The organism is Lysobacter sp. Hz25 (genome assembly GCF_046097045.1).
GTDB lineage: Bacteria > Pseudomonadota > Gammaproteobacteria > Xanthomonadales > Xanthomonadaceae > Lysobacter > Lysobacter antibioticus_B.
In genome coordinates, this window is the sequence record NZ_CP175666.1 from 3,673,440 (window position 1) to 3,700,398 (window position 26,959).

The following is a 26,959-nucleotide window of genomic DNA, read 5'->3' on the forward strand; positions in this document are numbered from 1 at the left end:
TTCGCTAAGAGCAAATCTCCCCCAACCCCTCTTTTCCAAAGAGGGGAGCCTTTCTGCGGTGGTTTGATGGTTCGTGGCGCTGCGCGGGCCGTTCTGCCCTGGGGCGCGGTTACGTCGGATCCAGATCGCGCCGATCAACTCCCCTCTTTGAAAAAGAGGGGCTGGGGGAGATTTGCTTTGTCCGCCTGCGTAGCGCCGCGAACCATCACGCTGCACCAGAAGCCCTCTCTTCGACAAAGAGTGGCCGGGGGACCCGCTCGCCCTTCCCTCAGAACGGCACCGACCACGTCGCGAACGCGCGCAAATAATCCTCGCCCCGCTCCCTGCGTTGATCGAAGTCGAAGCGCAGCACGCTGCCGCGGCCGAAGCGGGTGCTCAGGCCCAGGCCGAACACGCCGACGTCGCGGGCCAAAGGCTCGCTGGCGATCGGCGACCACACGTCCAGGGCGGTGAAACGGGCGTCGATGAAATCGCCCGACTGCGCCAAGGTCCGCTGCCATTCGGCGCGGCCGTCCAGGGTCAGCAGGGCCGAACCGATCCGCCATTCGCGCTGCATCCGCGCGCCCACCAGCGCCTGCGTTGCGCTCAAGGTCGAGCCGTCGGCGCTGAGGCCGAAGCCGGCGGCGCCGGGTTCGTCGAAGCCGCCGCGGTCCAGGCGCACCGATTGCACGCCCAAATACGGTGTGATCATGCCGTTCGCACTCTCGAAGCGATGCCCGAGTTGCGCATCGAGCTGCAAATAGCGATTGGCGTAACTCGTACCGACACCGAAGTCGGCGGCACCGAGCGTGACCTCGCGTTCGAGATGGCGGTCCATGCGCCCGAGCGCGGCGCGACCGAGCAGATAGTGGCCGCCGCGGCTCCAGGCCGCGTAGAACTGGCCCTCGACCTGGCGGTTGCGCTCGCGGTCGCGACGCAGTTCGTGGCGTGCGTAGCCGTCGGTTTCGCTGAGCGCGGCGCCGTAGCGCAGCTCCCCTTGACGGCGATCGTGGCCGACGATCCAGCCGGTCGCGCCGAGGTCGAAGCGGCCGGCAGTCGCGCGCTGGGCGTCGATGCGGTCGGCCCAGGCGCCGTCGCTCGGATGCAGATACTGCGCATCCAGACGCGATTCCAGCGCGCGGCGGTTACCTTCGATCGCCATCATCGCGAAGGCGGCGTCGGCGCTGTGCAGCTCGCCGGACAAGCTGGCCAGCGAGCGCTTGGCGATCTCCGGCGTGGCCGACTGCTGCAAGGCGCCGGCCGCGGCGCTGAAGGCGCCCTGCGCACCGGGGCCGCCGCTGACGACGGTGTTGCGGTCGAGCTCGTCGAAGGCGCCGTCGACGCGTTCGGCGGCCGCGGCCGCGGCGCCCTGCACGCCCATCGACTGCGCGGCGGCGGTGATGTTGAGCGAGACGATGTCGAGCCAGGCCTGGGTGCTGCTGTAGCCCGGCACCGCCACCAGGAACACGTTGGAGGCGGTCGTCAACGAGGCGAACGCGCCGCTGATGCTGCCGGCGTTGACGAAGACTTCGCGGCTGGAACGGGTATAGCCCGGCAACTGCCCGAGCACGTGGGCGTTGCCGGCGAGGCTGGCGTTGCCGGTGACTTCGAGCTTGGAGCCGATGAAGAACTGCAACTGGCCGGCCGCGGATTGCTGGTAGCTGTCGACGCGCAGGCTGGCGCCTTCGACCCGCACCGCCCCCTGGTTGTCGACGCGGTTGCCGATGCGCGCGCCGTTGCCGCCGACCAAGGTAGCGCCCGCGCGCACGGTCGTCGGCGACACCGTCGAGGCATTGTCGGCGAGCCGCAGCACGCCGCCGGCGACGTCGGTGGTGCCGGTGTAGCTATGCGCGGTGGCGCTGTCCAGGCGCAGCGTGCCGCTGCCTTCCTTGATCAGGCCGCCGGCGCCGCTGAGCGGGTTGGACCAGGTCGAACTGCCGTCGAACGACACCCGCACATCGCCCCAGTCGAGCCGGCGCGGGCCGCGCACCGAGGCGCCGACATCGAGCAGCCCCTGGCCGAACACCGGGTCGACGCCGGGCGCGCCGAGGTCCTTGGCGTTGCCGAGCAGGGTCTGCCGCACCAGGTCGTTGTTGAAGTACGGGAATGCCTGCCAGACCAGCGCCGCGGCGCCGGACACCTGCGGCGCGGCGAACGAGGTGCCCTGGACGACCCAGTAGGTCGGGCTGCCGACCGCATCGTTGACGCCGGTCGCGATGACGTTGCCGGGTGCGACGAGGCAGTAGTTCATGGCGATACCGCAGGCGTTGGAGTAGCTCGCCAGTTGGGTCGGGGTGTTGCTGTCGAGCGCGGCCGCGGCGATCCAGCCGCGTTCGAGCACGTTCGCGCCGGCGCCCTGGCTCGGCAGCGAAGCGTTGTCGGAAGGCTGCGGCTTGGCCTCGTTGCCGGTCGCGAACACGACCAGGCCGCCGTTGTCGATGAAGGGCTTGTAGGCGTTGATGAAACTGACGGTGACGTTGTCGCCGGTCCAGTACAGGCCGCCCCAGGAGTTGTTCATGATGCGCACGCCGGCGTTCATGAGGTCGCGCGAGACGATGTCGAGCCCGCCGGCGTCGCGCGCCTCGTTGCCCTGGCCGGAGCCGTCGTCGCTCGGGCGCACGTCGGAGAGGATGCGCGCGGAGACGATGCTCGCCCCCGGAGCGATGCCGCCGGGCCAGTTGCCCACCGCGGTGCCGGCGGCGATCTGCGAGACATAGGTGCCGTGGCCGAGGACGTCGTCGATGGCGTGGTTGTTGCTGCGCGGATCGGTGTAGATCAGATGCGGGCCGACCCGCCCGGCCAGGGCCGGATGAGTGCGGCGCACGCCGCTGTCGACCACGCCGATGCGCACGCCCTGCCCGCTCAGGCCGAGCGCATGCGCGGCACGCGTGTTGGTCAATGCCAGGTGGGCGTCCACCGCCGGCTGGGACGGACTCGGCGGCGGCGGTGTGGTCGGCGGCGGGTTCGCCGGCGGCGGTGTCGGGCGAACCGCGTCGCCGCCGCCTCCGCCGCCACCGCAGGCGCTCAGGATGGCCAGGCTCAGCGCACACAGCGCCAGCCGCGAACTGCATCGCGCTGCCGGTCCGAATCGTTTCATGGCTCAGCTCCCCGTCGGGGACGGCCCGCCGCTCGCACCCCTGCGACACGGCCGCGCGTCGCCTTCGTTTTAATCCAAGCCGCGCGCAACGACAATCGAAACCGCTGGTTTTTCGCGCAGATTTCGCCAAGCGAGATATGAGCGGCAAGCACCACTACGACGGTATTCGCCGGCCTGCTTCAGCCCAGGTTCCGGCCCGCCGACCGCTTCCCCCCGCTCCCAGCCGCCTCCGACCAGCCGCCGACCGGCCCGAAATCGCCGGATTCGGCCCACCAGCGTTCAGCTGCCTGCCGGCTTCGTCGCGACCACGAGACGACCAATTGTTTGTCTTTCGTTATCCGGGACCCCGGTATTTGCCGCGGTGCAGCATGGCGCCGCATAATCCGGCGGTTCCGGCCCAAGCGCCGGTCTCCGTCTACGCCACAGTTTTTGGAGTTCCGCCATGAGCGATGTCGTCATCGTCGGTGCCAAGCGCACCGCCATCGGTTCTTTCCTCGGCCAGTTCACCGGCGTCCCGACCCCGACCCTGGGCAGCGCCGCGATCACCGGCGCGCTCGAGCAGGCCGGCGTCGCCGCCGATCAGGTCGACGAAGTCATCATGGGCTGCGTGCTCCCGGCCGGCCTCGGCCAGGCCCCGGCGCGCCAGGCGGCGCTCAACGCCGGCCTGCCGACCTCGGCCGGCTGCACCACGATCAACAAGGTCTGCGGCTCGGGCATGAAGGCGATCATGCTCGCCCACGACCTGATCAAGGCCGGCTCGGCCAAGGTCGTGGTCGCCGGCGGCATGGAGTCGATGACCAATGCCCCGCACCTGCTCAACAACTCGCGCACCGGCATCCGCTACGGCAGCACCGAGATGCTCGACCACATGGCCTGGGACGGTCTGACCAACCCGTACGACGGCAAGGCCATGGGCGTGTTCGGCGACGCCGCCTGCGAGAAATACGGCCTGGATCGCGCCGCAATCGACGCGTATTCCGAGGAAAGCGTGAAGCGCGCGCAGGCTGCGCAGAGCGCCGGCCACTTCAAGGACGAGATCGTTTCGGTGACCGTCAAGGGCCGCAAGGGCGATGTCGTCGTCGACAGCGACGAAGAGCCGGCCAAGATCGACGTCAGCAAGATTCCCGGCCTGCGCCCGGCCTTCGGCAAGGACGGCGTGCTGACCGCCGCGTCCTCCTCGAAGATCTCCGACGGCGCCGCCGCCGCGCTGCTGATGTCGGCCGACGACGCCGCCGCGCGCGGTCTCAAGCCGCTGGCGCGCATCGTCGCCCACGCCGGCCATGCCCAGGCGCCGGAGTGGTTCACCACGGCACCGGTGAAAGCGATTTCAAACGTGCTCGAAAAGGCCGGCTGGACGGTCGCCGACGTCGACCTGTTCGAGGTCAACGAGGCCTTTTCCTGCGTCGCGATGGCGCCGATGAAGGACCTCGGCATCCCCCACGACAAGATCAACGTCCATGGCGGCGCGGTCGCCCTGGGACACCCGATCGGCGCCAGCGGCGCCCGCCTGGTGGTCACGCTGATCAATGCCTTGCGCCTGCGTGGCGGCAAGCGCGGCGTCGCTTCGCTGTGCATCGGCGGCGGCGAAGCGACCGCAATTGCGATAGAGTTGCTCTAAATAGTTAAAAACGCGTTGCACAAAAAAAACCGGCAAGCCCGCTTGACACACGTCACCGGCTTGTCATCATGTTATCGGCGCGCAACTGCGCGTTGCCTAACTAATCGACGAGGAATCCGAATCATGAATTTCAACAAGGCGCTGATCGCCCTGGCTCTGGGCCTGGCCCTGGCCGCTTGCTCGAACCAGAAGCAGGCCGAAGAAGCTTCCGCCGACGCCGCTGCCGCTTCGACCGAAGCTCAGGCCGCTGCTGACACCGCCGCCGCTGCTGGCGACGCTGCCAGCGCCGACGCCGCTGCTGCCAGCGCTGACGCCGCCGCTTCGGCTGCCGACGCTGCTGCTACCTCGGCCGACGCCGCTGCCAACGCCGCGACCCCGGCTGCTGCCGACGCCGCTGCCGACGCCGCCAAGAACGCTGCCGACGCCGCTGGCCAGGCTGCCGACGCTGCCAAGGACGCTGCTGCTCCGGCAGAAGCTGCCAAGGAAGAAGCCAAGAAGTAATATCGCGCAAGCGATACTGCTTAGTTCCGGCACGAGTCATCGTGCCGAACGGGAAAGCCGCCGGTTTCCGGCGGCTTTTTCCGTAAGGTCAGTGAACGATCTGAGCCGGCTTGCCGGACCGCTGCGCGCACTGGCGTTGCCTGACATCACCGTTCCACGTTTTTTCTCAGACAACTCCTCAGGATAGACACTCATGAAGACCCATCTCTACGTCCTCCTCGCCGCTTCCGTCCTGGCCCTGTCGGCTTGCGCCCCGAAGTCCGAAGAAGCCAAGAACGAAGCCGCCGAAGCCTCGGCCGCCGCCAGCCAGGCCGGCGATGCCGCCGCCCAGGCTGCTGACGCCGCCGGCACCGCCGTCGCCGAAGGCGCCGACGCTGCCGCCGCTGCCACCACCGACGCTGCCGCCGCCGCTGGCGCCGCCGTCGACAACGCCGCTGCCGCGACTGCCGGCGCCGCCGCCGACGCCGCTGCTGGCGCCGCCGACGCGACCGCCAAGGCTGCCGACGCTACCGCCGACGCCGCTGCCAAGGTCTCCGACAAGGCCGACGCCGCTGCCGAGAAGGCCAAGGAAGAAGCTGCCAAGCACTAATCGGCTTGCGCTGACGCTGCTTCGAGAGGCCCGCGCAAGCGGGCCTTTCTTTTTGCGCCGAAGGCTGCGCGAAACGCCGGCGCGAGGCGCTTGCCGCATTGCGCAGTACTGCACCGCATCGCCCAAAGTGATTGGCCGCGAACGGCGCTTTGTGTTTTGATGCCGCGTCCCAGAACCAGGCCGCCGTGCAATGCCCGCGATCACCTCCCAACTCGACCCGCGCTCGCAGGATTTCCGGGACAACGTCGCCTACCACCAGGCGCTGGTCGAAGAGCTCGATGCGCGCCTGGCGCGCGCCGCGCATGGCGGCGGCGACAAGGCCCGGGCCAAGCACACCGAGCGCGGCAAGCTGCTCGCGCGCGACCGCATCGCCGCCCTGCTCGATCCGGGCTCGCCGTTCCTGGAAATCGCCCCGCTCGCCGCCGAAGGCATGTACGACGACGCCGCGCCCGCCGCGGGCATGGTCGCCGGCATCGGCCGCGTGCAGGGGCTGGAGGTGGTGATCGTCGCCAACGACGCCACGGTCAAGGGCGGCACCTACTTCCCGATGACGGTGAAGAAGCACCTGCGCGCGCAGGAGATCGCCCGCGAGAACCGCCTGCCCTGCATCTACCTGGTCGACTCCGGCGGCGCGTTCCTGCCGCTGCAGGACGAGGTGTTCCCCGACCGCGAGCACTTCGGCCGCATTTTCTACAACCAAGCCCGGCTGAGCGCGGAGAACATCCCGCAGATCGCCGTGGTCATGGGCAGTTGCACCGCCGGCGGCGCCTACGTGCCGGCGATGTGCGACGAGAGCATCATCGTCAAGGAACAGGGCACGATCTTCCTCGGCGGCCCGCCGCTGGTGAAGGCGGCGACCGGCGAAGTCGTCGATGCCGAAGCGCTCGGTGGCGCCGAAGTGCACACCACGGTGTCGGGCGTGGCCGATCATTTCGCCGAGGACGACCGCCACGCGCTGCAGATCGCCCGCGAGATCGTCGGCAACCTCAACCGCCGCAAGACCCTGCCGGTGACCGTGCAAGCCTCGCGCGAGCCGCTGTACGCCGCGCAGGAGCTGTACGGCATCGTCCCCAAGGACACCCGCCGCCCGTTCGACATCCGCGAGGTCATCGCCCGCATCGTCGACGGCAGCGAGCTGCAGGAATTCAAGGCGCGCTACGCCAAGACCCTGATCACCGGTTTCGCCCACGTCCACGGCTATCCGGTCGGCATCGTCGCCAACAACGGCATCCTGTTCGCCGAAAGCGCGCTCAAGGGTGCGCATTTCATCGAGCTGTGCAACCAGCGCGGCATCCCGCTGGTGTTCCTGCAGAACATCACCGGCTTCATGGTCGGCAAGAAGTACGAAAACGCCGGCATCGCCAAAGACGGCGCGAAGATGGTCACCGCGGTGGCGTGCTCGCACGTGCCCAAGTTCACCGTGGTCATCGGCGGCAGCTTCGGCGCAGGCAACTACGCCATGTGCGGCCGCGCCTACGGCGCGCGCTTCCTGTGGATGTGGCCGAACGCGCGCATCAGCGTGATGGGCGGCGAACAGGCCGCCTCGGTGTTGGCGACCGTGCGCCGCGACGGCATCGAAGCCGCCGGCAAGGTGTGGACGCCGGACGAAGAGGAAGCCTTCAAGGCGCCGATCCGCGACCAGTACGAAAGCCAGGGCAACCCCTACTACGCCAGCGCGCGGCTGTGGGACGACGGCATCATCGATCCCGCCGACACCCGCCGGGTGCTGGGCCTGGCGCTGTCGGCCAGCCTCAACGCGCCGATCGAAGACCGCACCCGCTTCGGCGTGTTCCGCATGTAATCGCGCTGCAAAGGACTGCTAGGCATGATCGTCGGCATCGACCTCGGCACCACCCATTCGCTGATCGGCGTCTACGGGCCCGACGGCCCCCGCCTGATCGCCAACGCATTAGGCTCACTGCTGACCCCCTCGGTGGTCAGCGTCGGCGACCACAACGAGGTCATCGTCGGCCGCGCCGCGCGCGAACGCCTGGTCTCGCACCCGCAGCGCAGCGTCGCCGCATTCAAGCGCTGGATGGGCACCGACCGCGTCACCGCGCTCGGCAAGCACCGTTTTCGCCCCGAAGAGTTGTCGGCGCTGATCCTGAAGTCGCTGATCGCCGATGCCGAGGCCGACCTGGGCCAGCGCGTCGAAGAGGCGGTGATCAGCGTCCCGGCCTATTTCTCCGACAGCCAGCGCAAGGCCACGCGGATCGCCGGCGAACTGGCCGGGATCAAGGTCGAACGCCTGATCAACGAACCCACCGCGGCGGCCCTGGCCTACGGCCTGCAGCAGCGCGACGGCGGCGGCCGCTACCTGGTGTTCGACCTCGGCGGCGGCACCTTCGACGTCTCGATCCTGGAGCTGTTCGACGGGATCATGGAAGTGCACGCCAGCGCCGGCGACAACTTCCTCGGCGGCGAGGACTTCTCCCAGGCCCTGCTCGACGCCTTCCTCAGCGAACACGGCCTGGCTGCGAGCCAGTTGGCGCTGACCGAGCTGGCGATCCTCGAACGCCGCATCGAAGCGCTCAAACACGAGCTGGCCCGCGGCAGCGAAGTCGCATTCGAACTGAGCCTGGCCGGCCAGCCGCGCGCCTGGCGCGTCGACGAGGCCGCCTTCGCACGCATCTGCGAGCCGCTGGTGCAGCGCCTGCGCGCGCCGCTGGAACGGGCGATGCGCGACGCCAAGCTCAGCCCCGGCCAGCTCGACGAGATCGTCCTGGTCGGCGGCGCCTCGCGCATGCCGCTGAGCGCGCGCCTGGTCTCGCGCATGTTCGGCCGCTTGCCGCTGCGCCACGTCAACCCGGACGAAGCCATCGGCCTGGGCGCCTGCGTCGCTGCCGGCATGAAGGCGCGCGACGAATCGCTCGAGGAAATCATCCTCACCGACGTGTGCCCGCACACCCTCGGCGTCAGCACCAGCCGCGAAACCCATGGCCGCTACACCAGCGGCATCTTCTCGCCGATCATCCACCGCAACAGCACCGTGCCGGTGAGCCGGGTGGAGCGCTATTTCCCGACCTACGACGAGCAACGCGCGGTCGAGATCGAGATCTACCAGGGCGAAAGCCCGCGGGTCGAGCACAACGTCCGCCTCGGCATGGTCTCGATCGAGCTGCCGCCCAAGCGCCGCGACGAGAACCCGATCGACGTGCGCTTCACCTACGACATCAACGGCCTGTTGCAGGTCGAGGCGGTCGCCCTGTCGACCGGGCTCAAGCGCGAAGTGGTGCTGGAGAAGAACCCCGGCGTGCTCAGCCAGGACGAGATCCGCGAGCGCCTGGCGGCGTTGGCGGCGATCAAGGTGCACCCGCGCGAGCAGCAGGAGAACATCGCCCTGATCGCGCGCGCCGAACGCCTGTACGAAGAATTGCTGTGGGCGCGCGAGCAATTGCAGGACGCGCTGGTGCAGTTCCGCGGTGCGCTCGATATGCAGGACCCCGAGCTCATCGCCCATCACCGGGCCGAGTTCGCGCGTTACCTCGACGCGGTCGAAGCCCAGTCCTGAGCATGACGCCGTTCGCCCGCCTGGGTTTGAGCCACGACGCGGACGAAAGCCAGGTCAAGCGCGCCTATGCGCGCGAACTGCGCAAGACCCGGCCGGACGAAGATCCGGTCGCGTTCCAACGGTTGCACGAGGCCTATGCGCAGTGCCTGGAGTGGGCGCGCCGGCCGCGGGCCGGGGCGGCGACCGCGGTGTTCGAGGATCTCGACGAACTGCTCGGCGACGATGCCCTGCCCTCGCTGCGCGTACGTGCCGACGATGCCGCGACGGCGACGCCCGTCTTCGATGGCGCGACCGTTACCGGCAGGGCCTTCGACAGCGCGACCTTCGACAGCGCGGTCTTCGACAGCGGCGCCTTCCTCGACCGGTTGCTGCGGATCGCGCGCGAGAACACTTCGCAGGAACTCCAGCGCTGGCTGCGCGAGCACCCGGACCTGTATTCGGTCGAACGCAAGCAGGCGCTCGCTCCGCTCCTGATCGCGCGCCTGCAAGACGAACCCTCGCTGTACATCGCCCAGCTCGACATCGTGCTGGCGTTCTTCGATCTAGACACCGTGCATCCGCGTACCGCCTCGCTGCAGCCCGCGGTCGCCGACTTGCGCGCTTACTCGCAGGCGCGCGGCGCGGATTTTCGCGGGCTGCAGTTCGACCCCGACCCTCGTCCCGGCAAGCGCGGCCGGCACCCGCTTGCTCTGTCGCCGAGCATGTGGTTCTTCCTGTTGATGCTGCTCGCAGCGATCGCGCGCGTGATCAAGGCGGCCAATAGCGCATGAATCCGTTCGAGCGCCTGGGCATCGCCGCCACCGCCGACGAGCGCGAGATCAAGCGCGCCTATGCGCGCGAACTGCGCCGCACCCGTCCGGACGAGGACCCGGTCGGGTTCCAGGACTTGCACGATGCCTACCAGCACTGCCTGGCCTATGCCGAGCATCGGCGCTGCATCGGCGAGGACGAAGACGACTCCGGGTTCGAGCCGGACCACGAACGCGACGAGAGCGGCCAGGCCGATGCGCTGCAGGCCGGCCCGGCGGATACGACCGACACGGCCGACGCGGAAACCTGCGCGCCAAGTTCATCCCTGGAAGAGCGCCCGCCGTCGTCGCCCGGCGACGACGGCGCATGCGAACACGAGGCCTTCGACGGCCGCGCTTTCCTCGACGAGTTGCTCGAGCGCGCGAGCAGCCAAGGCCCGGCCGCCTTGGAGCGCTGGCTATCGGAGCTCGAGCCGCTGTATTCGCTCGACCTCAAACACGCCCTGCGCGCGCCGGTGGCGCATGCGCTGGCCGTGACCGACCCGCCGCTGTCGTCCGAATCGGTGCGGACGATCGCCGCCTTCTTCGCCCTCGACAGCGTCGGCCCGCAGGACGACTGGCTGCAGGAACGAGTGCACCAAGCGCGGCGCCGCGCCGAGGCCGCCGACGAGTTCGAGCAGACCGTCGCGCTGATGCAGTCGTCGCGGGTCCGGCCGGTGGATCGCATGTTGATGCGCGAACTGCTCGGCCCCTTCGTGCCATGGCGCCGCGTGCTGATCGCGCTGGTCGCGCTGTTGCCGACGCGCTTGATGAGCCTGTGGTCGAGCCTGCAGCAGATCGATCCGCAACTGGCGGCGGCGCGGCTCGACCCGGACAGCGTCGACTTCTGGGTGCGGGCCACCGACCGTCAACGCATCGATGTACGGCGCGCGCTGCTCGCGGCGGCGCGCATCGTGCTGTATCCGCTGTTGCTGCTCGGCTTCTTCGCCGCCTTCGGCCCGCGCAATTCCCTGCTCGGGGATCTGCCGAGAGTCTGGTTCATCGGCGGCGCGGCCTGGTTGCTGCTCGCCTGCCTGCGCATGTTGCTGCCGCTGTTGCCCAAGGACGGCGATCCCGGTGTGCTGTCCTATCGCGACCGTCCCTTGATGGCGGTCACTGCCCTCGGCATCGTCGCCATGTTCCTGGCGCCGCTCACGACCGACCTGACCGCCTTGTGCCTCGTCGGCATGGCCGCGATCTGGATGATCGCGCGCGGCGTCGGCCGCATCTATCGCACGGTCTGGGCCGTGTTCGCCGGACTCGTCGTCGCGGTATGCCTGCCGGACTGTTTCGCGATCCTGTTCGGCACGCCGGCCGAACAACTGCGCAGGCCGCCGGACGCATGGCTGCCGCTGTACCTGCTGGCCGGCGTGGCGACGCCGATCCTGCAGGACCTGCACTACGCGAGTCTGCATCGCACCGACCTGCGGACGGCGCGCGAGCAGGCGAGCTGGCTGCGCCCTTTGCTGGTGGTCGCTGCGCTGCTGCTGATCGTGCGGGGCGTGTTGTCGGCTTGAGCGCTACCGCTGGCCTGTTCATCGGCCTGAAAGATTTCTGAACTATTTTTGCCATCGACGCCGCCGCCCTGTTTCGCTGAATGCGCGCGCTTCCGAGTCGTTTCGCATTTGCGCAAACGCTTGCGAAAACTGAACCCGAGTCGCCGTTTCCTGCAACTCCGATTGGTGAGATTCATCACAGTGGGCGCGTCGTATCAGCGTGTTAGGCTCCGAAGTTCACGCGTGTCATCACCTGATCCCCCGACCTGAGGAACACCGCGTCATGGCCATCTTCAATCAGCCTGCTCCGCCCAAGCGCGACAATCCGGTACCGCCGTTGCAGCCGGAAACCGCGCTCAAGAAAGAACCCGACGCGGCCACCGAATTCTCGTTTGGACAAGCTTCGCCCACGCCCGCTCCCTACGCGGCCGCGCCGACGCCGGCGCCCGCTCCGGCCCCGCGCGCGGTCGAACGCGAAACGGTCAAGGAATCGCTGATCGCCTCCGATCTGTCGATCGAAGGCAAGATCCAGGGCTCCGGCCACATCCGCATCGCCGGCCGCTTCAAGGGCGACGTCCAGGTCGACGGCGACCTCACCGTCGAACTCGGCGCCAAGCTCAACGGCGGCGTGCGCGCTCGCAAGGTCGTGATCGCCGGCGAGCTCGAAGGCAACATCGAATCGGCGCAGCGCGTCGAACTGCTCGACAGCGGCGCGATGATCGGCGACGTCAAGGCGGCGGTGATGACGGTCGCGGCCGGTTCGCGCATGCGCGGCCAGGTCGAGTTCGGCTGGGACGACAAGGACGCCGCCAAGCCCGCCGCCCGCAACGAGAGCGGGCGCAACGAAGGCGGCAAGAGCGACAAGAACGGCGCCGCCAAGACGGAGACCGGCGCCGACTCATGAGCGCCGTCCGCCAGGGCCTGCCCGGGGCGACGCGCATTTGTCCGCATTGCAAGGCGACGATCCTCGAAAGCGCGAGCGTCTGTCCGGCGTGCCGGCACCACTTGCGCTTCGATTCGGACGCATCGCAACAGACAGCGGCGAGATTCTCGCCGCTGCATGTCGAGGGCACGATTCGGCACCCGCCGAGCGATGGCGCTTGGGAGTACTCCATGGTGCTGTCGATCCGCAACGACCGCGGCGAAGAGATCACCCGCCAGGTCGTCGGCGTCGGCGCCCTGCTCCCCGGCGAGGAACGTACTTTCACCCTGGCGGTCGAAGCGTTCGAAGCGGTCGGCTATAAGGCCGCGAACAAAGGGCGCCTGCGACGCTGAGGCGTCTGCGCGTCGGTAACAGGAAAGGACCCCTTTCGATGTCGCAACCCGCTTCGCTGTATGCGAGATTCACGCTGAGCCACGAGCAGTACGAAGCTTTCATGAATTCCACGCCGGCGCGCCCGGTATCGTTCGACGATTGGCAATCCTGGTTCGACCGTCACGCCGTCCGCGGCGTCGGCAAGGCCGCCGCCGAAATGCTCGCCGACCTGGATGCGCCGACGGTGGCCGACCTGATCAAGGCCTGGCGCCAGGACGAATGGACCGGCACTCCGCCGGTCGAGTACGACGAGATCAACCGCACCCTGCACATCGCGATGCTGCGGGTGTCGGAAAACCTCACCGAGCGGCTGCGCATCCTCAGTCCCTTGCGCGCCGCCGGCGCCTTCAACGAGCCGGCGGCCAACGACTTCATCGCGATCTTCGACTTCCTGCGCGACGACGGCAGCGTTGCCGCCTACCTGCAATTGCGCGACGGCAAAAGCCGCTTCGGCAGCGAACTGGCGCCGGCGCACCGTGAGGAAGCCGCAACCTATCTGCAGGAAGTGCAGGCTTACCTGCGCAGCCGCAGCAATTGATGGCAGCACGTCTCCGGCCCGAACTGCGTCATGCACGAGCGCTCGCTGACGCCGGCGATCGATTTCGCCCAGTCGATGAAGGACGTGGCAGGGCCGGAGATCGGCGTCTCCTACAGGTCCGGCGCCGACGGCAAGCACCCGCCGCAGGTGCAGCAAGTCGCGCAGGCGCAGGGACAACAACAGCAGCAGGCCGCGCCCGGGCAGGAACCGCCGCAATTGCCGCGTTCGAAACGCTGAGCGGCCTCGGGTTCCGATCGGCGTAAACAACGAAGCCCCGCTCACGGCGGGGCTTCGTTGCGTTTGATGCAGGCGGGTATTGCGGGCTCAGTCCGACGGCCCGCAGCTGTCGCAACCGGCGCAATTCGGCCCGGCTGCGCGCGGCGCCGGCGCGATCGCCTTGCCGATCCGGCGCAGCCACGGCGGCCGGCCGTCGCGCACCAGCGGCAAGGCGCAGGCCACGCGCAGGCGGCGCACGCCGCCGGGAAACTGTTTGCGCGCAACGACCACGGCGCTGGCGAGCACCGCGATCGCGATCACCACGTACTGCGCGAACAGCCCGGCGTCCATGGCTCAGCCCGCTCCCAAGGCAACGGCGACCTGATAGGTCAACAACGAGGCCAAGTAGGCCAGCGCGAACAGATAGCCGGCGCTGATCGCCACCTGCTTCCACGAGTTGGTCTCGCGGCGGATCGTCGCCAGGGTCGACAGGCACTGCGGTGCATAGATGAACCAGACCAGCAAGGACAGCGCGGTCGCCAACGACCAGGTGTCGGTGATGATCGGGCTCAGCGCCTGCGCCGCGGCTTCGTCGTCGGCCGCCGACAAGGCGTACACCGTCGCCAGCGAGGCCACCGCGACTTCGCGCGCGGCCATGCCCGGGATCAGGGCGATGCAGATCTGCCAGTTGAAACCGATCGGCGCGAACACCGCGGTCATGGCGTGGCCGATGCGGCCGGCGAAGCTGTAGTCGATGGCCGGCATGGTCGCGCCCTCGGGCGCGCCCGGGAACGACAGCAGGAACCACAGCAGAATGGTCAGCGACAGAATGATGCCGCCGACCCGGCGCAGGAAGATCCAGGCGCGCTCCCACAGGCCGATCAACAAATCGCGCGGATGCGGTATGCGGTACGAGGGCAGCTCCAGCAACAAGGCGTGTTCGCTCTTGTCGCGGCGCCACTTCTTCATCACCCACGACACCATCAGCGCGCTGAGGATGCCGGCCATGTACAGGCCGAACAGCACCAGCCCCTGCAGGTTCAACATGCCCCAGACCTCGCGCTGCGGAATGAACGCACCGATCAGCAAGGCGTACACCGGCAGGCGCGCCGAACAGGTCATCAAGGGCGCGACCAGGATCGTCGCCAGGCGGTCGCGCGGGTCCTGGATCGACCGCGTCGCCATGATCCCGGGGATGGCGCAGGCGAAGCTCGACAACAAGGGGATGAACGAGCGCCCGGACAGACCGGCGCTGGCCATCATGCGGTCGAGCAGGAACGCAGCGCGCGGCAGATAGCCCGACTCCTCCAGCGCCAGGATGAAGGCGAACAGGATCAGGATCTGCGGCAGGAACACGATCACCCCGCCGAGGCCGGCGATGATGCCCTCGACCAACAGGCTGCGTAGCGGCCCTTCCGGCAGGGCCGCCTTGACCCATTCGCCGACCCAGGCGGTGACCGCCTCGATGCCGTCCATCAACGGCGTCGCCCAGGCATACACCGCCTGGAAGATCAGGAACATCACCACCGCCAGGGTCAGCAGGCCCAGCACCGGATGCAGCAGCCAGCGGTCGAGCACGTCGTCGACCTTGGCGGTGCGGGTGGGCATGGTCACCGTCAAGGCAAGCAGACGGCGGGTTTCGGCATGCAGGTCGGCGCCTTCGCCGAGACGCACGCGCGGCTCGTGCGGTTCGCGCGGCTCGACCGCGATGCGATCGAGCATGGCGACCAGCGCGTGGGCGCCGTCGCGCTTGACCGCGACCGTCGGCACCACCGGCACGCCGAGCTCGCGCTCGAGCGCGGCCAGGTCGATCTCGATGCCGCGGCGCTTGGCCGCGTCCATCATATTGATCGCCACCACCATCGGCCGGCCGAGTTCGCGCAGCTCCAGGGCGAAACGCAGGTGCAGGCGCAGGTTGGTCGCATCGACCACGCACAGCAGCACGTCGGGCGCGCGCTCGCCGGGATAGAAACCGCGCAGCAGGTCGCGAGTGACCGCCTCGTCCAGGCTCGCCGCCTGCAGGCTGTAGGCGCCGGGCAGATCGAGCACGGCGTAGGTGCGGCCCGAAGGCGCACGCAGCCGGCCTTCCTTGCGCTCGACGGTGACGCCGGCGTAGTTGGCGACTTTCTGGCGGCTGCCGGTCAGCAGGTTGAACAACGCGGTCTTGCCGCAATTCGGGTTGCCGACCAGGGCCACGCGCAGGGGTTCGGCGACGGCGGCGTTCATGAGCGCGGCTCCGCGTCCAGCAACTTCACCCGCACGCGCGCGGCTTCGCTGCGGCGCAGGGCGAAGCGCGTATAGCCGACCTGCACCAGCAGCGGCTCGGCCGAGAGCGGGCCGGCGGCCACTACTTCGACCCGCTCGCCGCTGACGAAACCGAGTTCGCGCAGGCGTCTTGCGATGGTGTCGTTGGCAATCTGGTCATCGACGGACTCGACCGTGGCCGCAGTGCGGCGCGGCAGTTCGGACAGCTTCAAAGGGTGGCTTCCACGAACGGTGGCGTCCCAAATGGGAATTGTTCTCATTCTATCACCGCCGACCGTACAGGAGCGGACGCGGCAAGCTGAACGGTATCATTCGCCAACTCCTACAAACTCCCCATCCCCCATGTCGCATCCGCTGCTGAGCCTGCGCGAGGGCCCCGTCGCCCGCCTGCGCCTGAATCGTCCGGAGCTGCACAACGCCTTCGACGCCATCCTGATCGCGGCGCTGACCGGTGCGTTGGAAGCCGTCGCCGGCGACGACGAGGTGCGCGTGGTGGTGATCGAGGGCGAAGGCGCTTCGTTCTCGGCCGGCGCCGACCTCAACTGGATGCGCGGCATGGCCGCGGCCAGCGAAGCGGCCAACCGCGAGGACGCCCTGGCCCTGGCGCGCTTGATGCGCACCCTCAACGAATTGCCCAAGCCGACCATCGCCCGGGTCCATGGCGCCGCCTTCGGTGGCGGCGTCGGCCTGGTCGCCTGCTGCGACATCGCCCTCGCCGCCCCGGCGGCCAAGTTCGGCCTGACCGAAAGCAAGCTGGGCCTGCTGCCGGCGGTGATCTCGCCGTACGTGATCGAGGCGATCGGCGCGCGCGAGTCGCGGCGCTGGTTCGCGACCGCGGAAATCTTCGACGCCGCCACCGCCCTGCGCATCGGCCTGCTCCACGAGGTGGTCGCCGAGGACGCCCTCGACGCCGCGGTCGCGCAGCAGATCGCGCTGTTGCTCAAGGCCGGCCCGCACGCCGCCGCCCAGGCCAAGACCCTGGTCCGCCGCGTCGCCGGCGAACGCGACGGCGCCCGCCTGGACACCGACAATGCCGCGCTCATCGCGGCGCTGCGCGTATCGTCCGAGGGCCAGGAAGGTCTGTCGGCCTTCCTCGACAAGCGCAAAGCCCACTGGTGCCCGTAAGGGCCCGTCCCCCAAGGAGCGTCCCATGCTCGACCATCTCGGTTTATCCGCCGCCGACCACCTGCGCAGCCGCGACTTCTATTTGCGCGCGCTGGCTCCGCTGGGTTACGGCCTGGTAACGACGATCGGCAAGGAAATCACCGGCGGCGATGAGGTCTTCGGTTTCGGCCCGCCGCAGCGTCCCGGGTTCTGGATCAGCAAGGGCAGCAAGCCGTCCGGCGATACCCACGTGGCCTTCAGCGCCGGCAGCCGCGCCCAGGTCGACGCCTTCCACGCCGAGGCCCTGGCCGCCGGCGCCACCGACAACGGCGCGCCGGGCGTGCGTCCGCATTACCACCCCGACTACTACGGCGCCTACGTGATCGACCCCGACGGCAACAACGTCGAGGCCGTGTGCCACGCACCGGCCGCCTGATGGCGACCTTGCAGCACCGCATCGCGGTATTGCGACGGCGTGCCGCGGGCGGCGCCGTGGCACAGATATCCCAACCGCCCCACCGCGCCGATGCTTAGGCGAAAATACGCAGACCGCGCGCGACCCGTTCGCAGCGCGGCCTCCTTCCACCCTGCGCTGCGGCGCCCGATCGGCGTGCTCCTTCATGTTTGAAAAAATCCTGATCGCCAACCGCGGCGAGATCGCCTGTCGCGTCATCCGCACTTGCCGCAGTCTCGGCATCCGCACCGTCGCGGTGTATTCCGAGGCCGACGCCGACGCCCAACACGTGCGCCAGGCCGACGAGGCCTATCCGATCGGCGGCCCGCGCCCGGCCGACAGCTATCTGCGCGGCGACGCCATCATCGAGGTGGCGCTGCGCTGCGGCGCCCAGGCGATCCACCCCGGCTACGGCTTCCTCAGCGAGAACGCCGACTTCGCCGACGCGGTCGAGGCCGCGGGCATCGCCTTCATCGGCCCCAAGGCCGCCTCGATGCGCAAGATGGGCAGCAAGGCCGGCGCCAAAGAGCTGATGCAGGCGGCCGGCGTGCCGGTGGTGCCGGGTTATACCGGCGAGAACCAGGACCCGGCGCTGCTGCACGGCGAAGCCGACCGCATCGGCTATCCGCTGATGATCAAGGCCGCCCACGGCGGCGGCGGCAAGGGCATGCGCATCGTGCGCGCGAGCGAAGAATTCCTCGCCCTGCTGGAAAGCTGCCAGCGCGAGGCGCGCAATGCCTTCGGCCGCGACCGCGTGCTGCTCGAACGCTACGTCGAACGCCCGCGCCACATCGAGATCCAGATTTTCGGCGACCGCCACGGCCAGGTGATCCACCTCAACGAGCGCGAGTGTTCGGCCCAGCGCCGCTACCAGAAGGTGCTGGAAGAATCGCCGTCGCCGTTCCTCAGCGCCGAACTGCGCGCGACGATGGGCGCGGCGGCGGTGCTGGCCGGGCAAGCGATCGACTACGTCAACGCCGGCACCGTGGAGTTCATCGTCGGTCAGGATGCCGATGGACAGCCGGGCGGTTTCTATTTCATGGAAATCAACACCCGCCTGCAGGTCGAGCACCCGGTCACCGAGCTCGTCACCGGCCTGGACCTGGTCGAGTGGCAGTTGCGCGTCGCCGCCGGCGAAGCCCTGCCGCGCGCGCAGGACAGCATCGGCCAGCACGGCCACGCGATCGAAGTGCGTTTGTATGCCGAAGACCCCGAAGCCGGTTTCCTGCCGGGCTCGGGCAAGCTGGAACGCTTGCGCCTGCCGTCCGCCGACGCCCATGTGCGCCTGGATTCGGGCGTGATCGAAGGCGACACGGTGACGATCTTCTACGACCCGATGATCGCCAAGCTGATCGTGTTCGACCAGGACCGTCCGCGTGCGCTGGCGCGCCTGCGCGGCGCGCTCGCCCAATGCGAGATCGCCGGGCCGAAGTCGAACATCGAATTCCTCGAACGCCTCGTCCGCCATCCCGCGGTGGTCGAAGGCCGCATCGACACCGGTTATCTCGACCGTCATCTCGAGGAATTCATGCCCTCGGCGCAGGTCGACGCCGCCGGCGACCGCGACCTGCTGATCGGCGCGACCGTGGTCCAGTTGCTGGCGCAGGAACGCCGCAGCCGCGATAACGCCGCCGCCTCCAACGACCCGGATTCGCCGTGGGCGATCGCCGACGGCTGGCGCCTCGGCCACGGCGGCCGCCGCAGCCTGGCCTTCGTCCAGCGCGACGAGCGCCTGGAGTTGCAGGCGCACGGCAGCGGCGGCGATTACCGCATCGAGATTCCTGCGCTCGCCGACGTTCAACACCAGGTCCAGGGTGCGCGCCTCGACGACGCCGAACTGAGCCTGCGCATCGACGGCCGCGCCCGTCGCCTGACCGCCTTCGGCGACGGCCTGACCGAGAACGGCGGCCGCGTGGTCATGCACGACGGCCAGCGCCGCCTGCGCCTGGAATCGGTGCCGATGTACCGCCACGAACACAGCGCCGCGTCCGGTTCCGGCAACAACGTCACCGCGCCGATGCCCGGCCGCGTGGTCGTGGTCAAGCTCGCCGCCGGCGATGCGGTCGAGGCCGGCCAGGAAGTGATGGTGATCGAAGCGATGAAGATGGAGCTGAGCCTGAAGGCGCCGCGCGCCGGCATCCTCGCCGAAGTGCGCGCAGTGGCCGGCGATTTCGTCGAAGCCGACGCCGTGCTGGCGACGCTGGAAACGGCCTGAGGTTACCCGGCGGGGACTTTGCGCTGCGACTGGAGTTGCAAGAGCAAATCCCCCCTGCCCCCCCTTTTTCAAAGGGGGGAACTGCACGGGCATCGGAGTGGAACCGGCGCGGCAGGCGGGAAGAATCGCGAACCATCGTGAAATCGCCCCCTTTGCAAAGGGGGCGGCGCGCAACGCAAGTGCGATGCCGCTGTGAACCCCATCGCGCGGGGGATTTGCTTTGCGCTCCGGGACACTTCGGTCGGGACGTGCGGAGCAAATCCCCCTACCCCCCTTTTCCAAAGGGGGAATACCACGGGATAGCGGGAGTAGCTGGCGCGTAGTGGGGGACGGCACGGACATGGAGGCACAGCCCTCGGTCGCAACTGGAAAAAACCGCGGTTGCAATAGCGCAACCCGGGCTCCCGCTTGAGCTTTGCCGCTTTTCGGGCTCATGATGCCTTTCGCAGCGGAGCTCTCGCGCCCGATCATTCGGTCCTACCGCCCCATGCCCAACGGCCCTCGATGAAAGCGACCCCGCCCGAGCACGCCCCGCCCTCGTCCGCGGCCACGCCGCGCCGGCGCGGCGCGTTGCTCGGCGCGCTGGCGGTATCGCTGGGCCTGCTCGGCGGCTGCGTCGCCTTCGAGCGCTCGCCGGTGGCCGAACGCAGTTGCGACCCGGAGCTGCCCGGCGAGTGGAATCTGCGCGCCGACGGCATCGCCAAACGCATCCGTATCGACGCGCGCTGCCACACCGAGGACTGGCCCGGCCTGCGCGAGCAACCGGTCGCACTCGACCTGACCGGTTTCAAGGTCGGACGCGACCGCTACATCGTCCTGACTCCCGCCGATGCCGAGCGCGCGATCGGGGCCGAGCAGAAGCAACTCAGCAAGACCGCGCCGGCCGGCGCCGTATTCCTGGTCCTGTACCGCATCGAAGGCGACCAGGCCAACGCCTGGTTGCCCGACTCGCAACGTGCGCTTACGGCGATCGCCGCCGGCAGCCTGCGCGGGCGCAAACTCGAAGACCGCTTCGCCCTGGTCGAGGGCACGTCGCAACAACTGCGCGACACCCTCGAAGAGCACGCCGGCCTGCTCTACGACACCGACAAGAAAGCCATGGTGCTGCAACGCGCCACCGCCAAGGACACACGATGACCCAGCCCGCTTCCGTACGTATCGTCGAAGTCGGTCCGCGCGACGGACTGCAGAACGAGAAGACGCAGATCGCCACCGCCGACAAGATCGCCCTGATCGATCGCCTGTCGGCGACCGGCCTGCGCAGCATCGAAGCGACCAGTTTCGTCAGCCCGAAATGGGTGCCGCAGCTCGCCGACGCCGCCGAGGTCTTCGCCGGCATCCATCGCAAGCCCGGCGTGCATTACCCGGTGCTGGTGCCGAACGAACAAGGCTACGAACGCGCACGCGCGGTCGGCGTGGAAGAGATCGCGGTGTTCACCGCGGCCTCGGAAGCGTTCAACCGCACCAACATCAACGCCAGCATCGACGAGTCGCTGGCCCGCTTCGAACCGGTGATGGCGCGCGCCAAGGCCGACGGCGTAGCGGTGCGCGGCTATGTCTCCACCGTGCTCGGCTGCCCCTACCAGGGCGCGGTGCCGGTCGCCGACGTGGTGCGCGTGGCGCGCGCGCTGCATGCGATGGGCTGCTACGAGGTTTCGCTCGGCGACACCATCGGCGTCGGCACACCGGGCAAGGCGCGGGCGATGTTCAAGGCAGTGGCCTCGGAAGTGCCGACCGCGGCGCTGGCCGTGCACTTCCACGACACCTATGGCCAGGCCTTGTCGAACATCCTGGCCTGCCTGGAAGAAGGCGTGGCCGTGGTCGACTCGGCGGTCTCCGGCACCGGCGGCTGCCCCTACGCCAAGGGCGCCAGCGGCAACGTCGCCAGCGAAGACGTGGTCTACATGCTGCACGGGCTCGGCATCGAGACCGGCGTCGACCTCGACGCGCTGGCAGAGACCGGACGCTGGCTCGCCGGCCTGCTCGGCCGCGAAACCGGCAGCAAGGTCGGCAAGGCGCTCGCCGCGTGAAGCCCGACGCGCCCGCTGACGCTCCGCTGCCGCCGGCGCAAGCCTCGGTGTCGGACACGCTGGCGGCGCTCGAACGCGCACTGGCCGACCCCGCTCTCGACCCCGGCTTGCGCCGCGTGCTCAACGACGCCGCCGAAGCCTTGCGCCGTGGCGGCAACGGCAGCGGACACGAAGCCGCCGGGCCCGATCACGCCTGCCTGTATCGCGCTGCCTTCGATGCGATTCCCGACCTGGTCACCGTGCTCGACGAAGAAGGCACCGTGGTCGAGATCAACCGCCACGGCACCCAGGAGCACCGGCGCATCCGCGACGAGATCCTCGGCCAGCCGATCCACATCCTCAATCCGGAACTGCCGCGCGATCACCTGATCCCGGTGTGGGAAACGCTCAACCGCGGCCAGAGCTACATCATCGAAGTCACCAACAAGCGCGGCGACGGCACGCGCTTTCCGGTCGAAGTGCATTCGGCCGGCTTCCTGCATCAGGGCCAGCGCCGCATCATCGCCATCGCCCGCGACCTCAGCAATCGCCAGGAAGCCGAACTGCGTTTCCGCGAGCTGGTCGAGCTGATCGATCGCGGCGTGATCGTGCAGGACGACAACCTGCGCATCGTCTACGCCAACAGCGCGGCGATGCGCCTGCTGTCGCTGCACAGCGGCGAAAGCATCGCCGACGAACTGCGTTCCGGGCAGTGGATGGTGATCGACGAGCGCGGCCACGAACTCAGCCGGGACCAGTATCCGTCCACCGTCGCCCTGTCGACCGGCCGCATCGTCGAAAGCACCGTGCTCGGTCTGTACCACCGCGACCGCCGCGAGCTGATCTGGCTGTCGGTGACCGCGGTGCCGCGCTTCCCGGCCGGCGGCGACCGCCCGCACCAGGTGTTCGCGCTGTTCTCCAACGTCACCGCGCTCAAGCGCGACAGCGCCCTGTTCGACCGCGCCCAGGCGCTGGCGCACATCGGCGGCTGGGAATGGGACTCCGGCCGCGACCGTCTGTACCTGACCGACGAAGCCACCCACATCCTCGGCTACGACACGCCGCTGGTCTCGATCGAGGAATTGCTCAACTGCCTGCGGCCGCTCGACCGCCACCGCCTGCGCAACGGGCTCGAACGCAGCCTCGGCAACGGCCGCGGCCTGGACCTGGAAGTGCAAGGCCTGCGCCCGGACGGCAGCAGCTTCTGGGTGCGCGTCATCGGCGACGCCGGCACCGGCGAGCCGATCGGCCAGGTCATCACCGGCACCCTGCAGGACATCACCGAGCGCAAGCTCGAAGAGGAACACCTGCGGGTACAGGCACGCAGCGATCCGCTGACCGGCCTGCTCAACCGCGACGCCGTGCAGGCCGAACTCGAACAACGCCTCGACACTTTCCCGCAGTCGCCCATCGCCGTGCTCTACATCGATCTCGACCGCTTCAAGGTCGTCAACGACGTGCTCGGCCATGCCGCCGGCGACCGCCTGCTGGCGTCGGCGGCGCGGCGCATCCGCCAGGCCGTGGGCGAACGCGCGCAGATCGCCCGCTTCGGCGGCGACGAATTCCTGGTGGTCTGCTCGCTCGACGGCGAGCCGCAGCGCGCCGAACGCATCGCCGATTCCATCCTGGAAACCTTCGGCGACAGCTTTCGCGTCGACGGCGAGGAGTTCAGCATCACCGCGAGCATCGGCATCGCCCAGTCGCCGCTCGACGGCCGCACCGCCCAGCAGCTGATCCAGAGCGCCGACGTCGCCATGTACGACAGCAAGCGCCGCGGCCGCAACAGCTGGCAGGCGTTCACGCCCGAACTGGCCGAACAGCAACTGCATCGCCTGCAACTGGAAACCCATCTGCGGCGCGCGGTGCACAACGACGAACTGCATCTGGTCTATCAACCGCAGGTCGACCTCAGCGACGGCAGCGTGATCGCGGTCGAAGCCCTGATCCGCTGGCGCAACCGCTCGCTCGGCGAAATGCGCCCGGACCGTTTCATCGGCCACGCCGAAACCACCGGCGACATCGTCGGCATCGGCGGCTGGGTCCTGCACGAGGCCTGCCGGCAGTTGCGCGAGTGGCGCGACCAGGGCCTGCGCATCGAGCGGGTCGCGGTCAACGTGTCCTATCGCCAGTTCCTCGGCGACGACCTCGCCAACAGCGTCACCGAGGCCTTGTCCGAGTACGGCCTGTCCGGCAGCGCGCTGGAACTGGAATTCACCGAGCGCGTACTGATCGAGGACGCCCCCGACACCGTGCGCACCTTCGCCCGCCTGCGCGAACTCGGCGTAAGCCTGTCGATCGACGATTTCGGCGAAGGCTACAGCGCCCTCAACTACCTGCGCCGGCTGCCGATCCACGGCCTCAAACTGAGCCAGTTGTTCGTCCAGGGCGTGCCCGACAACCAGTCCGACGTCGCCGTCTGCCAGGCCGTCACCGGCATCGCCCGCAGCCTCGGCCTCGGCCTGGTCGCCGAAGGCATCGAAACCGAACGCCAGCGCGCCTTCCTGCGCGAACTCGGGGTCGCCATCGGCCAAGGCTTCTTGTTCGCGCCGGGGCTGGCCCCGAACGACCTGCGCGACTACTGCCTCGGCCGGATGCGGGGTTGAGGCGCGGCTTCGCCTCAGCTCAGGGCGGCCTTTGCACCGAGTCGGCCTCGTCGACGGGATCGTAGATGTCCAGGATCAGCTCGATGCCTCGCTGGCCCAGCGCTAGCAACGCCTTCGGGGACAGGCCCAGACCGTCGTTGCCGCTGCGCATGAAAAGGCCGCAGAAAAGATCGGGTTCGTAGCGCGCCAGCGATTGCCAGATGTTCGGATCGGCGGACAACTGGTCGAGAATTTCGAACACTTGCGCTTCCAGATCCTCCGGCTCCCGGTTCGTCGCTCTCAATCTCCAACTGCCGGTCTTAGCGATCCGGGTGGCGCCATCGCTGCCTATTCCAACCGTTTCGCCCTTGCTTACCGCTGCACTCGGCTGCGCCCCCAGCAATGCGCTGATAGCGTCCGGAACGAGATCGTCACCGAACAGGCGCAGTGTCGCGAATGAATGATCCAAAGCGCCCATCGACTGTCCTTATCTTCATATGTCAGACCATCCGAGGCAGTGAGCGATCGGTTACCAACGGCTATACGGGCGAACGCAGTCGTCGCGGCTATTCAACGAGCCAGCCTTGCTCGTCGAGCAACGCCATGATTTCCGGCAGGGTGTATTTTTGCCAGGGAATCGTACCTTCAGCATCATGCGAACGACGATACTCGCCGCTATCGAAAGCGTGATAAATCCGGAGCACCAGACTTTGTATGTCCTGCCAGACGTAAGCGGCCAGATCGTTGATGGCGCAGTCGGCGTCGGCATAGGACAGCTCGCCCATGGCGAACTCGCAGGCGACGAAGCGCGCGAACCGGTGCTGAAACTGTTCGGGCGGAAGACCGTACCGCGTGCAGAACTCGGATACGACCGCCGGGGTCAGCGCGTTATAGGGCGCACGGGCGACGCTTAGCGCTACCAGGGCGCTCAAACCTTCTTGCATGAAACAGGCCTCTGCTCTGCTGTGGGCGGGAGTCGGATGGCCTGGCCGGCACGGCGGACGAAACCGACATGCTGCCATACCAGGATGTCCGCAGCCTACCCAACCTGTATCTGTGACAGAACCAGAATGATTCGCCAAGCAGACAAGGCCCAGCGGCCGCGCGCATAAACGCAATCGCAGCGGCAATACGGACACCGGGCGTTCGGAGGCGCACGCCAGGCGGTTCCCTGAGCCCTCGGCCAGCCTCAACATCTTCGCAAGCGCCCCGACCTGAGCGAGGATGTAGCCCGATCCCTTCGAAGAGTTCCGCCCGCATGACCTTGCCGCCCGGTGTCGTAGTGCGTCCGATCCTGCCCCGCGACGATGCCGCGCTGGCGGCCATCGCCCGGCAGGTGCAGGCGGAATTCGGCGCCGGCTCGGTCAGCGACCCGGAAGTGGATGCCATGCAGCGCTTCTACAGCCGGCCGCGCAGCGCGTATTTCGTGGTCGAACGCGACGGCAAGCTAGGCGGCGGCGCCGGCATCGCGCCCTTGCTCGGCGGCGACGACGGCACCTGCGAGCTGCGCAAGTTCTACCTGCTGCCGTCGGTGCGCGGGCTGGGCCTGGGCCAGGCGCTGCTGGACAAATGCCTGCTGACGGCGCGCGGGTTCGGCTTCGGCCAGTGTTATGCCGAGATGCTGGACCGGATGAGCGAGGCCCAGCGCTTGCTGCAGGGCAACAGCTTCCAGCTGCTGGAGGCACCGATGGGCTACGGGGAACTGCCCGGCAGCCACACCTGGTATCTGCGCTCGGTTTAGGTTTGCAAGGCCTGGCGGGCCCGACCGGGCCACAGGGACTGCAGCGCCCTGCCCCGACGCCAGCCCGGCGGGTCCTTTAGAATGGCGCCCTTTCCGCCTTCAGGACCGCTCATGCAACTCGACAACGTCCGCGCCGTGATCACCGGCGGCGTTTCCGGCCTCGGCCTGGCCGTGGCCCAGCACCTGGTCGCCCGCGGCGGCAAGGTCGCCCTGTTCGACGTCAACGACGACAAGGGCGCGCTGGCCGTCGCCGAACTGGGCGCCGACAAGGCCCGCTATTTCCGCACCGACGTGACCGACGAAGCCGGCGTGGCCGCCAACCTCGGCGCCGCCAAGGAATTCCTCGGCGGCCTCAACGCGACGATCAACTGCGCCGGCATCCTCGGCGCCGGCCGCGTGCTCGGCAAGGACGCGCCGATGGCGTTGTCGCAGTTCCAGACCACGGTCATGGTCAACCTGGTCGGCAGCTTCAACGTCGCCAAGGCCGCGGCCAACCTGATGCAGCACAACGAAGCCGGCGAAGACGGCGAGCGCGGCGTGATCGTCAACACCGCTTCGGTGGCCGCCTACGAGGGCCAGATCGGCCAGGCCGCGTACTCGGCCTCGAAGGCCGGCGTGGTCGGCATGACCCTGCCGATGGCGCGCGAATTTTCGCGCTTCGGCATCCGCGTGATGACGGTCGCCCCCGGCATCTTCTGGACCCCGATGGTCGACGGCATGCCGGACTCGGTGCAGCAGTCGCTGAGCGCTTCGATCCCCTTCCCCTCGCGCCTCGGCCGTCCGGAGGAGTTCGCCGACCTGGTCGCCTACATCCTCGGCAACCGTTACCTCAACGGCGAAACCATCCGCCTCGACGGCGCTACGCGGTTGGCGCCGAAGTAAGCCGGGAATCGGGAATGGAGAATCGGGAATCGCAAAGCGGCTCCCCCCCTAGTTCCCGT

The 26,959-nt window shown here is 68.5% G+C and carries 25 protein-coding genes; 19 read left to right on the top strand and 6 right to left on the bottom strand.

What is annotated here, in order from left to right; genetic code table 11:
* Positions 1-268: 268 nt before the first annotated feature.
* A complete protein-coding gene (locus ACKN61_RS15040) occupies positions 269-3,076 on the bottom strand; it encodes a S8 family serine peptidase (protein WP_408950220.1) in 2,808 nt (935 codons plus the stop codon).
* 442 nt (positions 3,077-3,518) lie between these two features.
* Here ACKN61_RS15040 and ACKN61_RS15045 point away from each other — a divergent pair, with 442 nt between their 5' ends.
* The 11 genes from ACKN61_RS15045 (at position 3,519) to ACKN61_RS15095 (ending at position 13,669) form a co-directional block, all read left to right on the top strand.
* On the top strand, positions 3,519-4,694 hold the full coding sequence (locus ACKN61_RS15045; RefSeq protein WP_408950221.1) for a thiolase family protein: 1,176 nt from the start codon (positions 3,519-3,521) through the stop codon (positions 4,692-4,694).
* Between the two features lie 123 nt (positions 4,695-4,817).
* Positions 4,818-5,195, top strand: a complete 378-nt coding sequence (locus tag ACKN61_RS15050; RefSeq protein WP_408950222.1) for a hypothetical protein — start codon at positions 4,818-4,820, stop codon at positions 5,193-5,195.
* Positions 5,196-5,388: 193 nt separating this feature from the next.
* Positions 5,389-5,784: a hypothetical protein gene (locus ACKN61_RS15055; RefSeq protein WP_408950223.1), complete on the top strand. Its 396-nt coding sequence runs from the start codon at positions 5,389-5,391 to the stop codon at positions 5,782-5,784.
* 190 nt (positions 5,785-5,974) lie between these two features.
* Positions 5,975-7,585, top strand: a complete 1,611-nt coding sequence (locus tag ACKN61_RS15060) for a carboxyl transferase domain-containing protein (RefSeq protein ID WP_031373359.1) — start codon at positions 5,975-5,977, stop codon at positions 7,583-7,585.
* A 24-nt stretch (positions 7,586-7,609) separates the two neighbouring features.
* Positions 7,610-9,295, top strand: a complete 1,686-nt coding sequence (locus tag ACKN61_RS15065) for an Hsp70 family protein (protein WP_408950224.1) — start codon at positions 7,610-7,612, stop codon at positions 9,293-9,295.
* A gap of 2 nt (positions 9,296-9,297) precedes the next feature.
* Complete coding sequence (locus tag ACKN61_RS15070; protein WP_408950225.1) at positions 9,298-10,065, top strand: hypothetical protein; 768 nt, start codon at positions 9,298-9,300, stop codon at positions 10,063-10,065.
* Positions 10,062-11,600 carry a hypothetical protein gene (locus ACKN61_RS15075; protein WP_408950226.1) on the top strand — a complete coding sequence of 513 codons (1,539 nt, stop codon included), beginning with the start codon at positions 10,062-10,064 and terminating at the stop codon, positions 11,598-11,600. Before ACKN61_RS15070 ends, ACKN61_RS15075 begins: the two co-directional genes overlap by 4 nt.
* 262 nt (positions 11,601-11,862) lie before the next feature.
* Positions 11,863-12,483, top strand: coding sequence for a polymer-forming cytoskeletal protein (locus ACKN61_RS15080; protein ID WP_408950227.1), 621 nt, complete (start codon positions 11,863-11,865; stop codon positions 12,481-12,483).
* Entirely contained in the window at positions 12,480-12,854 is a 375-nt protein-coding gene (locus ACKN61_RS15085; RefSeq protein ID WP_031373354.1) for a hypothetical protein, read from the top strand. The genes ACKN61_RS15080 and ACKN61_RS15085 overlap by 4 nt, the downstream gene beginning before the upstream one ends.
* A gap of 38 nt (positions 12,855-12,892) precedes the next feature.
* Positions 12,893-13,432 carry a hypothetical protein gene (locus ACKN61_RS15090; RefSeq protein WP_408950228.1) on the top strand — a complete coding sequence of 180 codons (540 nt, stop codon included), beginning with the start codon at positions 12,893-12,895 and terminating at the stop codon, positions 13,430-13,432.
* A gap of 30 nt (positions 13,433-13,462) precedes the next feature.
* The gene (locus tag ACKN61_RS15095; protein ID WP_408950229.1) at positions 13,463-13,669 is read left to right on the top strand and encodes a hypothetical protein; all 207 of its coding nucleotides are present in this window, start codon (positions 13,463-13,465) and stop codon (positions 13,667-13,669) included.
* A gap of 87 nt (positions 13,670-13,756) precedes the next feature.
* On the opposite strand, the gene ACKN61_RS15100 is transcribed toward ACKN61_RS15095, so the two are convergent.
* The 3 genes from ACKN61_RS15100 to ACKN61_RS15110 are packed head-to-tail and all read right to left on the bottom strand — an operon-like array spanning position 13,757 to position 16,125.
* The gene (locus ACKN61_RS15100; protein ID WP_408950230.1) at positions 13,757-13,999 is read right to left on the bottom strand and encodes a DUF6587 family protein; all 243 of its coding nucleotides are present in this window, start codon (positions 13,997-13,999) and stop codon (positions 13,757-13,759) included.
* A 3-nt stretch (positions 14,000-14,002) separates the two neighbouring features.
* Positions 14,003-15,874: a ferrous iron transporter B gene (locus ACKN61_RS15105; protein ID WP_408950231.1), complete on the bottom strand. Its 1,872-nt coding sequence runs from the start codon at positions 15,872-15,874 to the stop codon at positions 14,003-14,005.
* Positions 15,871-16,125: a ferrous iron transport protein A gene (locus tag ACKN61_RS15110; RefSeq protein WP_408950232.1), complete on the bottom strand. Its 255-nt coding sequence runs from the start codon at positions 16,123-16,125 to the stop codon at positions 15,871-15,873. Before ACKN61_RS15110 ends, ACKN61_RS15105 begins: the two co-directional genes overlap by 4 nt.
* Positions 16,126-16,255: 130 nt before the next feature.
* Here ACKN61_RS15110 and ACKN61_RS15115 point away from each other — a divergent pair, with 130 nt between their 5' ends.
* From ACKN61_RS15115 to ACKN61_RS15140, 6 genes are all read left to right on the top strand, one after another.
* On the top strand, positions 16,256-17,038 hold the full coding sequence (locus ACKN61_RS15115) for an enoyl-CoA hydratase-related protein (protein WP_408950233.1): 783 nt from the start codon (positions 16,256-16,258) through the stop codon (positions 17,036-17,038).
* A 25-nt stretch (positions 17,039-17,063) separates the two neighbouring features.
* A complete protein-coding gene (locus tag ACKN61_RS15120; RefSeq protein WP_408950234.1) occupies positions 17,064-17,453 on the top strand; it encodes a VOC family protein in 390 nt (129 codons plus the stop codon).
* A 184-nt stretch (positions 17,454-17,637) separates the two neighbouring features.
* Positions 17,638-19,686, top strand: coding sequence for an acetyl/propionyl/methylcrotonyl-CoA carboxylase subunit alpha (locus ACKN61_RS15125; protein ID WP_408950235.1), 2,049 nt, complete (start codon positions 17,638-17,640; stop codon positions 19,684-19,686).
* A gap of 504 nt (positions 19,687-20,190) precedes the next feature.
* Positions 20,191-20,823, top strand: coding sequence for a hypothetical protein (locus ACKN61_RS15130; RefSeq protein ID WP_408950236.1), 633 nt, complete (start codon positions 20,191-20,193; stop codon positions 20,821-20,823).
* Positions 20,820-21,716, top strand: coding sequence for a hydroxymethylglutaryl-CoA lyase (locus ACKN61_RS15135; protein WP_031373344.1), 897 nt, complete (start codon positions 20,820-20,822; stop codon positions 21,714-21,716). The genes ACKN61_RS15130 and ACKN61_RS15135 overlap by 4 nt, the downstream gene beginning before the upstream one ends.
* Positions 21,713-24,298, top strand: coding sequence for an EAL domain-containing protein (locus ACKN61_RS15140; RefSeq protein WP_408950237.1), 2,586 nt, complete (start codon positions 21,713-21,715; stop codon positions 24,296-24,298). The genes ACKN61_RS15135 and ACKN61_RS15140 overlap by 4 nt, the downstream gene beginning before the upstream one ends.
* A gap of 19 nt (positions 24,299-24,317) precedes the next feature.
* Here the strand turns inward: ACKN61_RS15140 and ACKN61_RS15145 are convergent, their stop codons facing one another.
* On the bottom strand, positions 24,318-24,755 hold the full coding sequence (locus ACKN61_RS15145) for a DUF4279 domain-containing protein (protein WP_408950238.1): 438 nt from the start codon (positions 24,753-24,755) through the stop codon (positions 24,318-24,320).
* An 88-nt stretch (positions 24,756-24,843) separates the two neighbouring features.
* Entirely contained in the window at positions 24,844-25,209 is a 366-nt protein-coding gene (locus tag ACKN61_RS15150) for a hypothetical protein (RefSeq protein ID WP_408950239.1), read from the bottom strand.
* A gap of 326 nt (positions 25,210-25,535) precedes the next feature.
* Between ACKN61_RS15150 and ACKN61_RS15155 the strand changes: the two genes are divergently transcribed.
* Both ACKN61_RS15155 and ACKN61_RS15160 read left to right on the top strand, forming a co-directional pair.
* The gene (locus ACKN61_RS15155) at positions 25,536-26,018 is read left to right on the top strand and encodes a GNAT family N-acetyltransferase (protein ID WP_408950240.1); all 483 of its coding nucleotides are present in this window, start codon (positions 25,536-25,538) and stop codon (positions 26,016-26,018) included.
* Positions 26,019-26,129: 111 nt separating this feature from the next.
* Positions 26,130-26,900, top strand: a complete 771-nt coding sequence (locus tag ACKN61_RS15160; protein WP_223620677.1) for an SDR family NAD(P)-dependent oxidoreductase — start codon at positions 26,130-26,132, stop codon at positions 26,898-26,900.
* Positions 26,901-26,959: the final 59 nt, after the last annotated feature.

Excerpts from the sequence above, each read along its gene's own strand:
- ACKN61_RS15115 (WP_408950233.1), top strand. The coding sequence starts at position 16,256 with ATGTCGCATCCGCTGCTGAGCCTGCGCGAGGGCCCCGTCGCCCGCCTG.
- ACKN61_RS15125 (WP_408950235.1), top strand. The coding sequence starts at position 17,638 with ATGTTTGAAAAAATCCTGATCGCCAACCGCGGCGAGATCGCCTGTCGC.
- ACKN61_RS15045 (WP_408950221.1), top strand. The coding sequence starts at position 3,519 with ATGAGCGATGTCGTCATCGTCGGTGCCAAGCGCACCGCCATCGGTTCT.
- ACKN61_RS15100 (WP_408950230.1), bottom strand. The coding sequence starts at position 13,999 with ATGGACGCCGGGCTGTTCGCGCAGTACGTGGTGATCGCGATCGCGGTG.
- ACKN61_RS15090 (WP_408950228.1), top strand. The coding sequence starts at position 12,893 with ATGTCGCAACCCGCTTCGCTGTATGCGAGATTCACGCTGAGCCACGAG.
- ACKN61_RS15155 (WP_408950240.1), top strand. The coding sequence starts at position 25,536 with ATGACCTTGCCGCCCGGTGTCGTAGTGCGTCCGATCCTGCCCCGCGAC.
- ACKN61_RS15095 (WP_408950229.1), top strand. The coding sequence starts at position 13,463 with ATGCACGAGCGCTCGCTGACGCCGGCGATCGATTTCGCCCAGTCGATG.
- ACKN61_RS15120 (WP_408950234.1), top strand. The coding sequence starts at position 17,064 with ATGCTCGACCATCTCGGTTTATCCGCCGCCGACCACCTGCGCAGCCGC.
- ACKN61_RS15105 (WP_408950231.1), bottom strand. The coding sequence starts at position 15,874 with ATGAACGCCGCCGTCGCCGAACCCCTGCGCGTGGCCCTGGTCGGCAAC.
- ACKN61_RS15085 (WP_031373354.1), top strand. The coding sequence starts at position 12,480 with ATGAGCGCCGTCCGCCAGGGCCTGCCCGGGGCGACGCGCATTTGTCCG.
- ACKN61_RS15060 (WP_031373359.1), top strand. The coding sequence starts at position 5,975 with ATGCCCGCGATCACCTCCCAACTCGACCCGCGCTCGCAGGATTTCCGG.
- ACKN61_RS15145 (WP_408950238.1), bottom strand. The coding sequence starts at position 24,755 with ATGGGCGCTTTGGATCATTCATTCGCGACACTGCGCCTGTTCGGTGAC.
- ACKN61_RS15160 (WP_223620677.1), top strand. The coding sequence starts at position 26,130 with ATGCAACTCGACAACGTCCGCGCCGTGATCACCGGCGGCGTTTCCGGC.
- ACKN61_RS15065 (WP_408950224.1), top strand. The coding sequence starts at position 7,610 with ATGATCGTCGGCATCGACCTCGGCACCACCCATTCGCTGATCGGCGTC.
- ACKN61_RS15070 (WP_408950225.1), top strand. The coding sequence starts at position 9,298 with ATGACGCCGTTCGCCCGCCTGGGTTTGAGCCACGACGCGGACGAAAGC.
- ACKN61_RS15130 (WP_408950236.1), top strand. The coding sequence starts at position 20,191 with ATGAAAGCGACCCCGCCCGAGCACGCCCCGCCCTCGTCCGCGGCCACG.
- ACKN61_RS15080 (WP_408950227.1), top strand. The coding sequence starts at position 11,863 with ATGGCCATCTTCAATCAGCCTGCTCCGCCCAAGCGCGACAATCCGGTA.
- ACKN61_RS15050 (WP_408950222.1), top strand. The coding sequence starts at position 4,818 with ATGAATTTCAACAAGGCGCTGATCGCCCTGGCTCTGGGCCTGGCCCTG.
- ACKN61_RS15075 (WP_408950226.1), top strand. The coding sequence starts at position 10,062 with ATGAATCCGTTCGAGCGCCTGGGCATCGCCGCCACCGCCGACGAGCGC.
- ACKN61_RS15040 (WP_408950220.1), bottom strand. The coding sequence starts at position 3,076 with ATGAAACGATTCGGACCGGCAGCGCGATGCAGTTCGCGGCTGGCGCTG.
- ACKN61_RS15135 (WP_031373344.1), top strand. The coding sequence starts at position 20,820 with ATGACCCAGCCCGCTTCCGTACGTATCGTCGAAGTCGGTCCGCGCGAC.
- ACKN61_RS15055 (WP_408950223.1), top strand. The coding sequence starts at position 5,389 with ATGAAGACCCATCTCTACGTCCTCCTCGCCGCTTCCGTCCTGGCCCTG.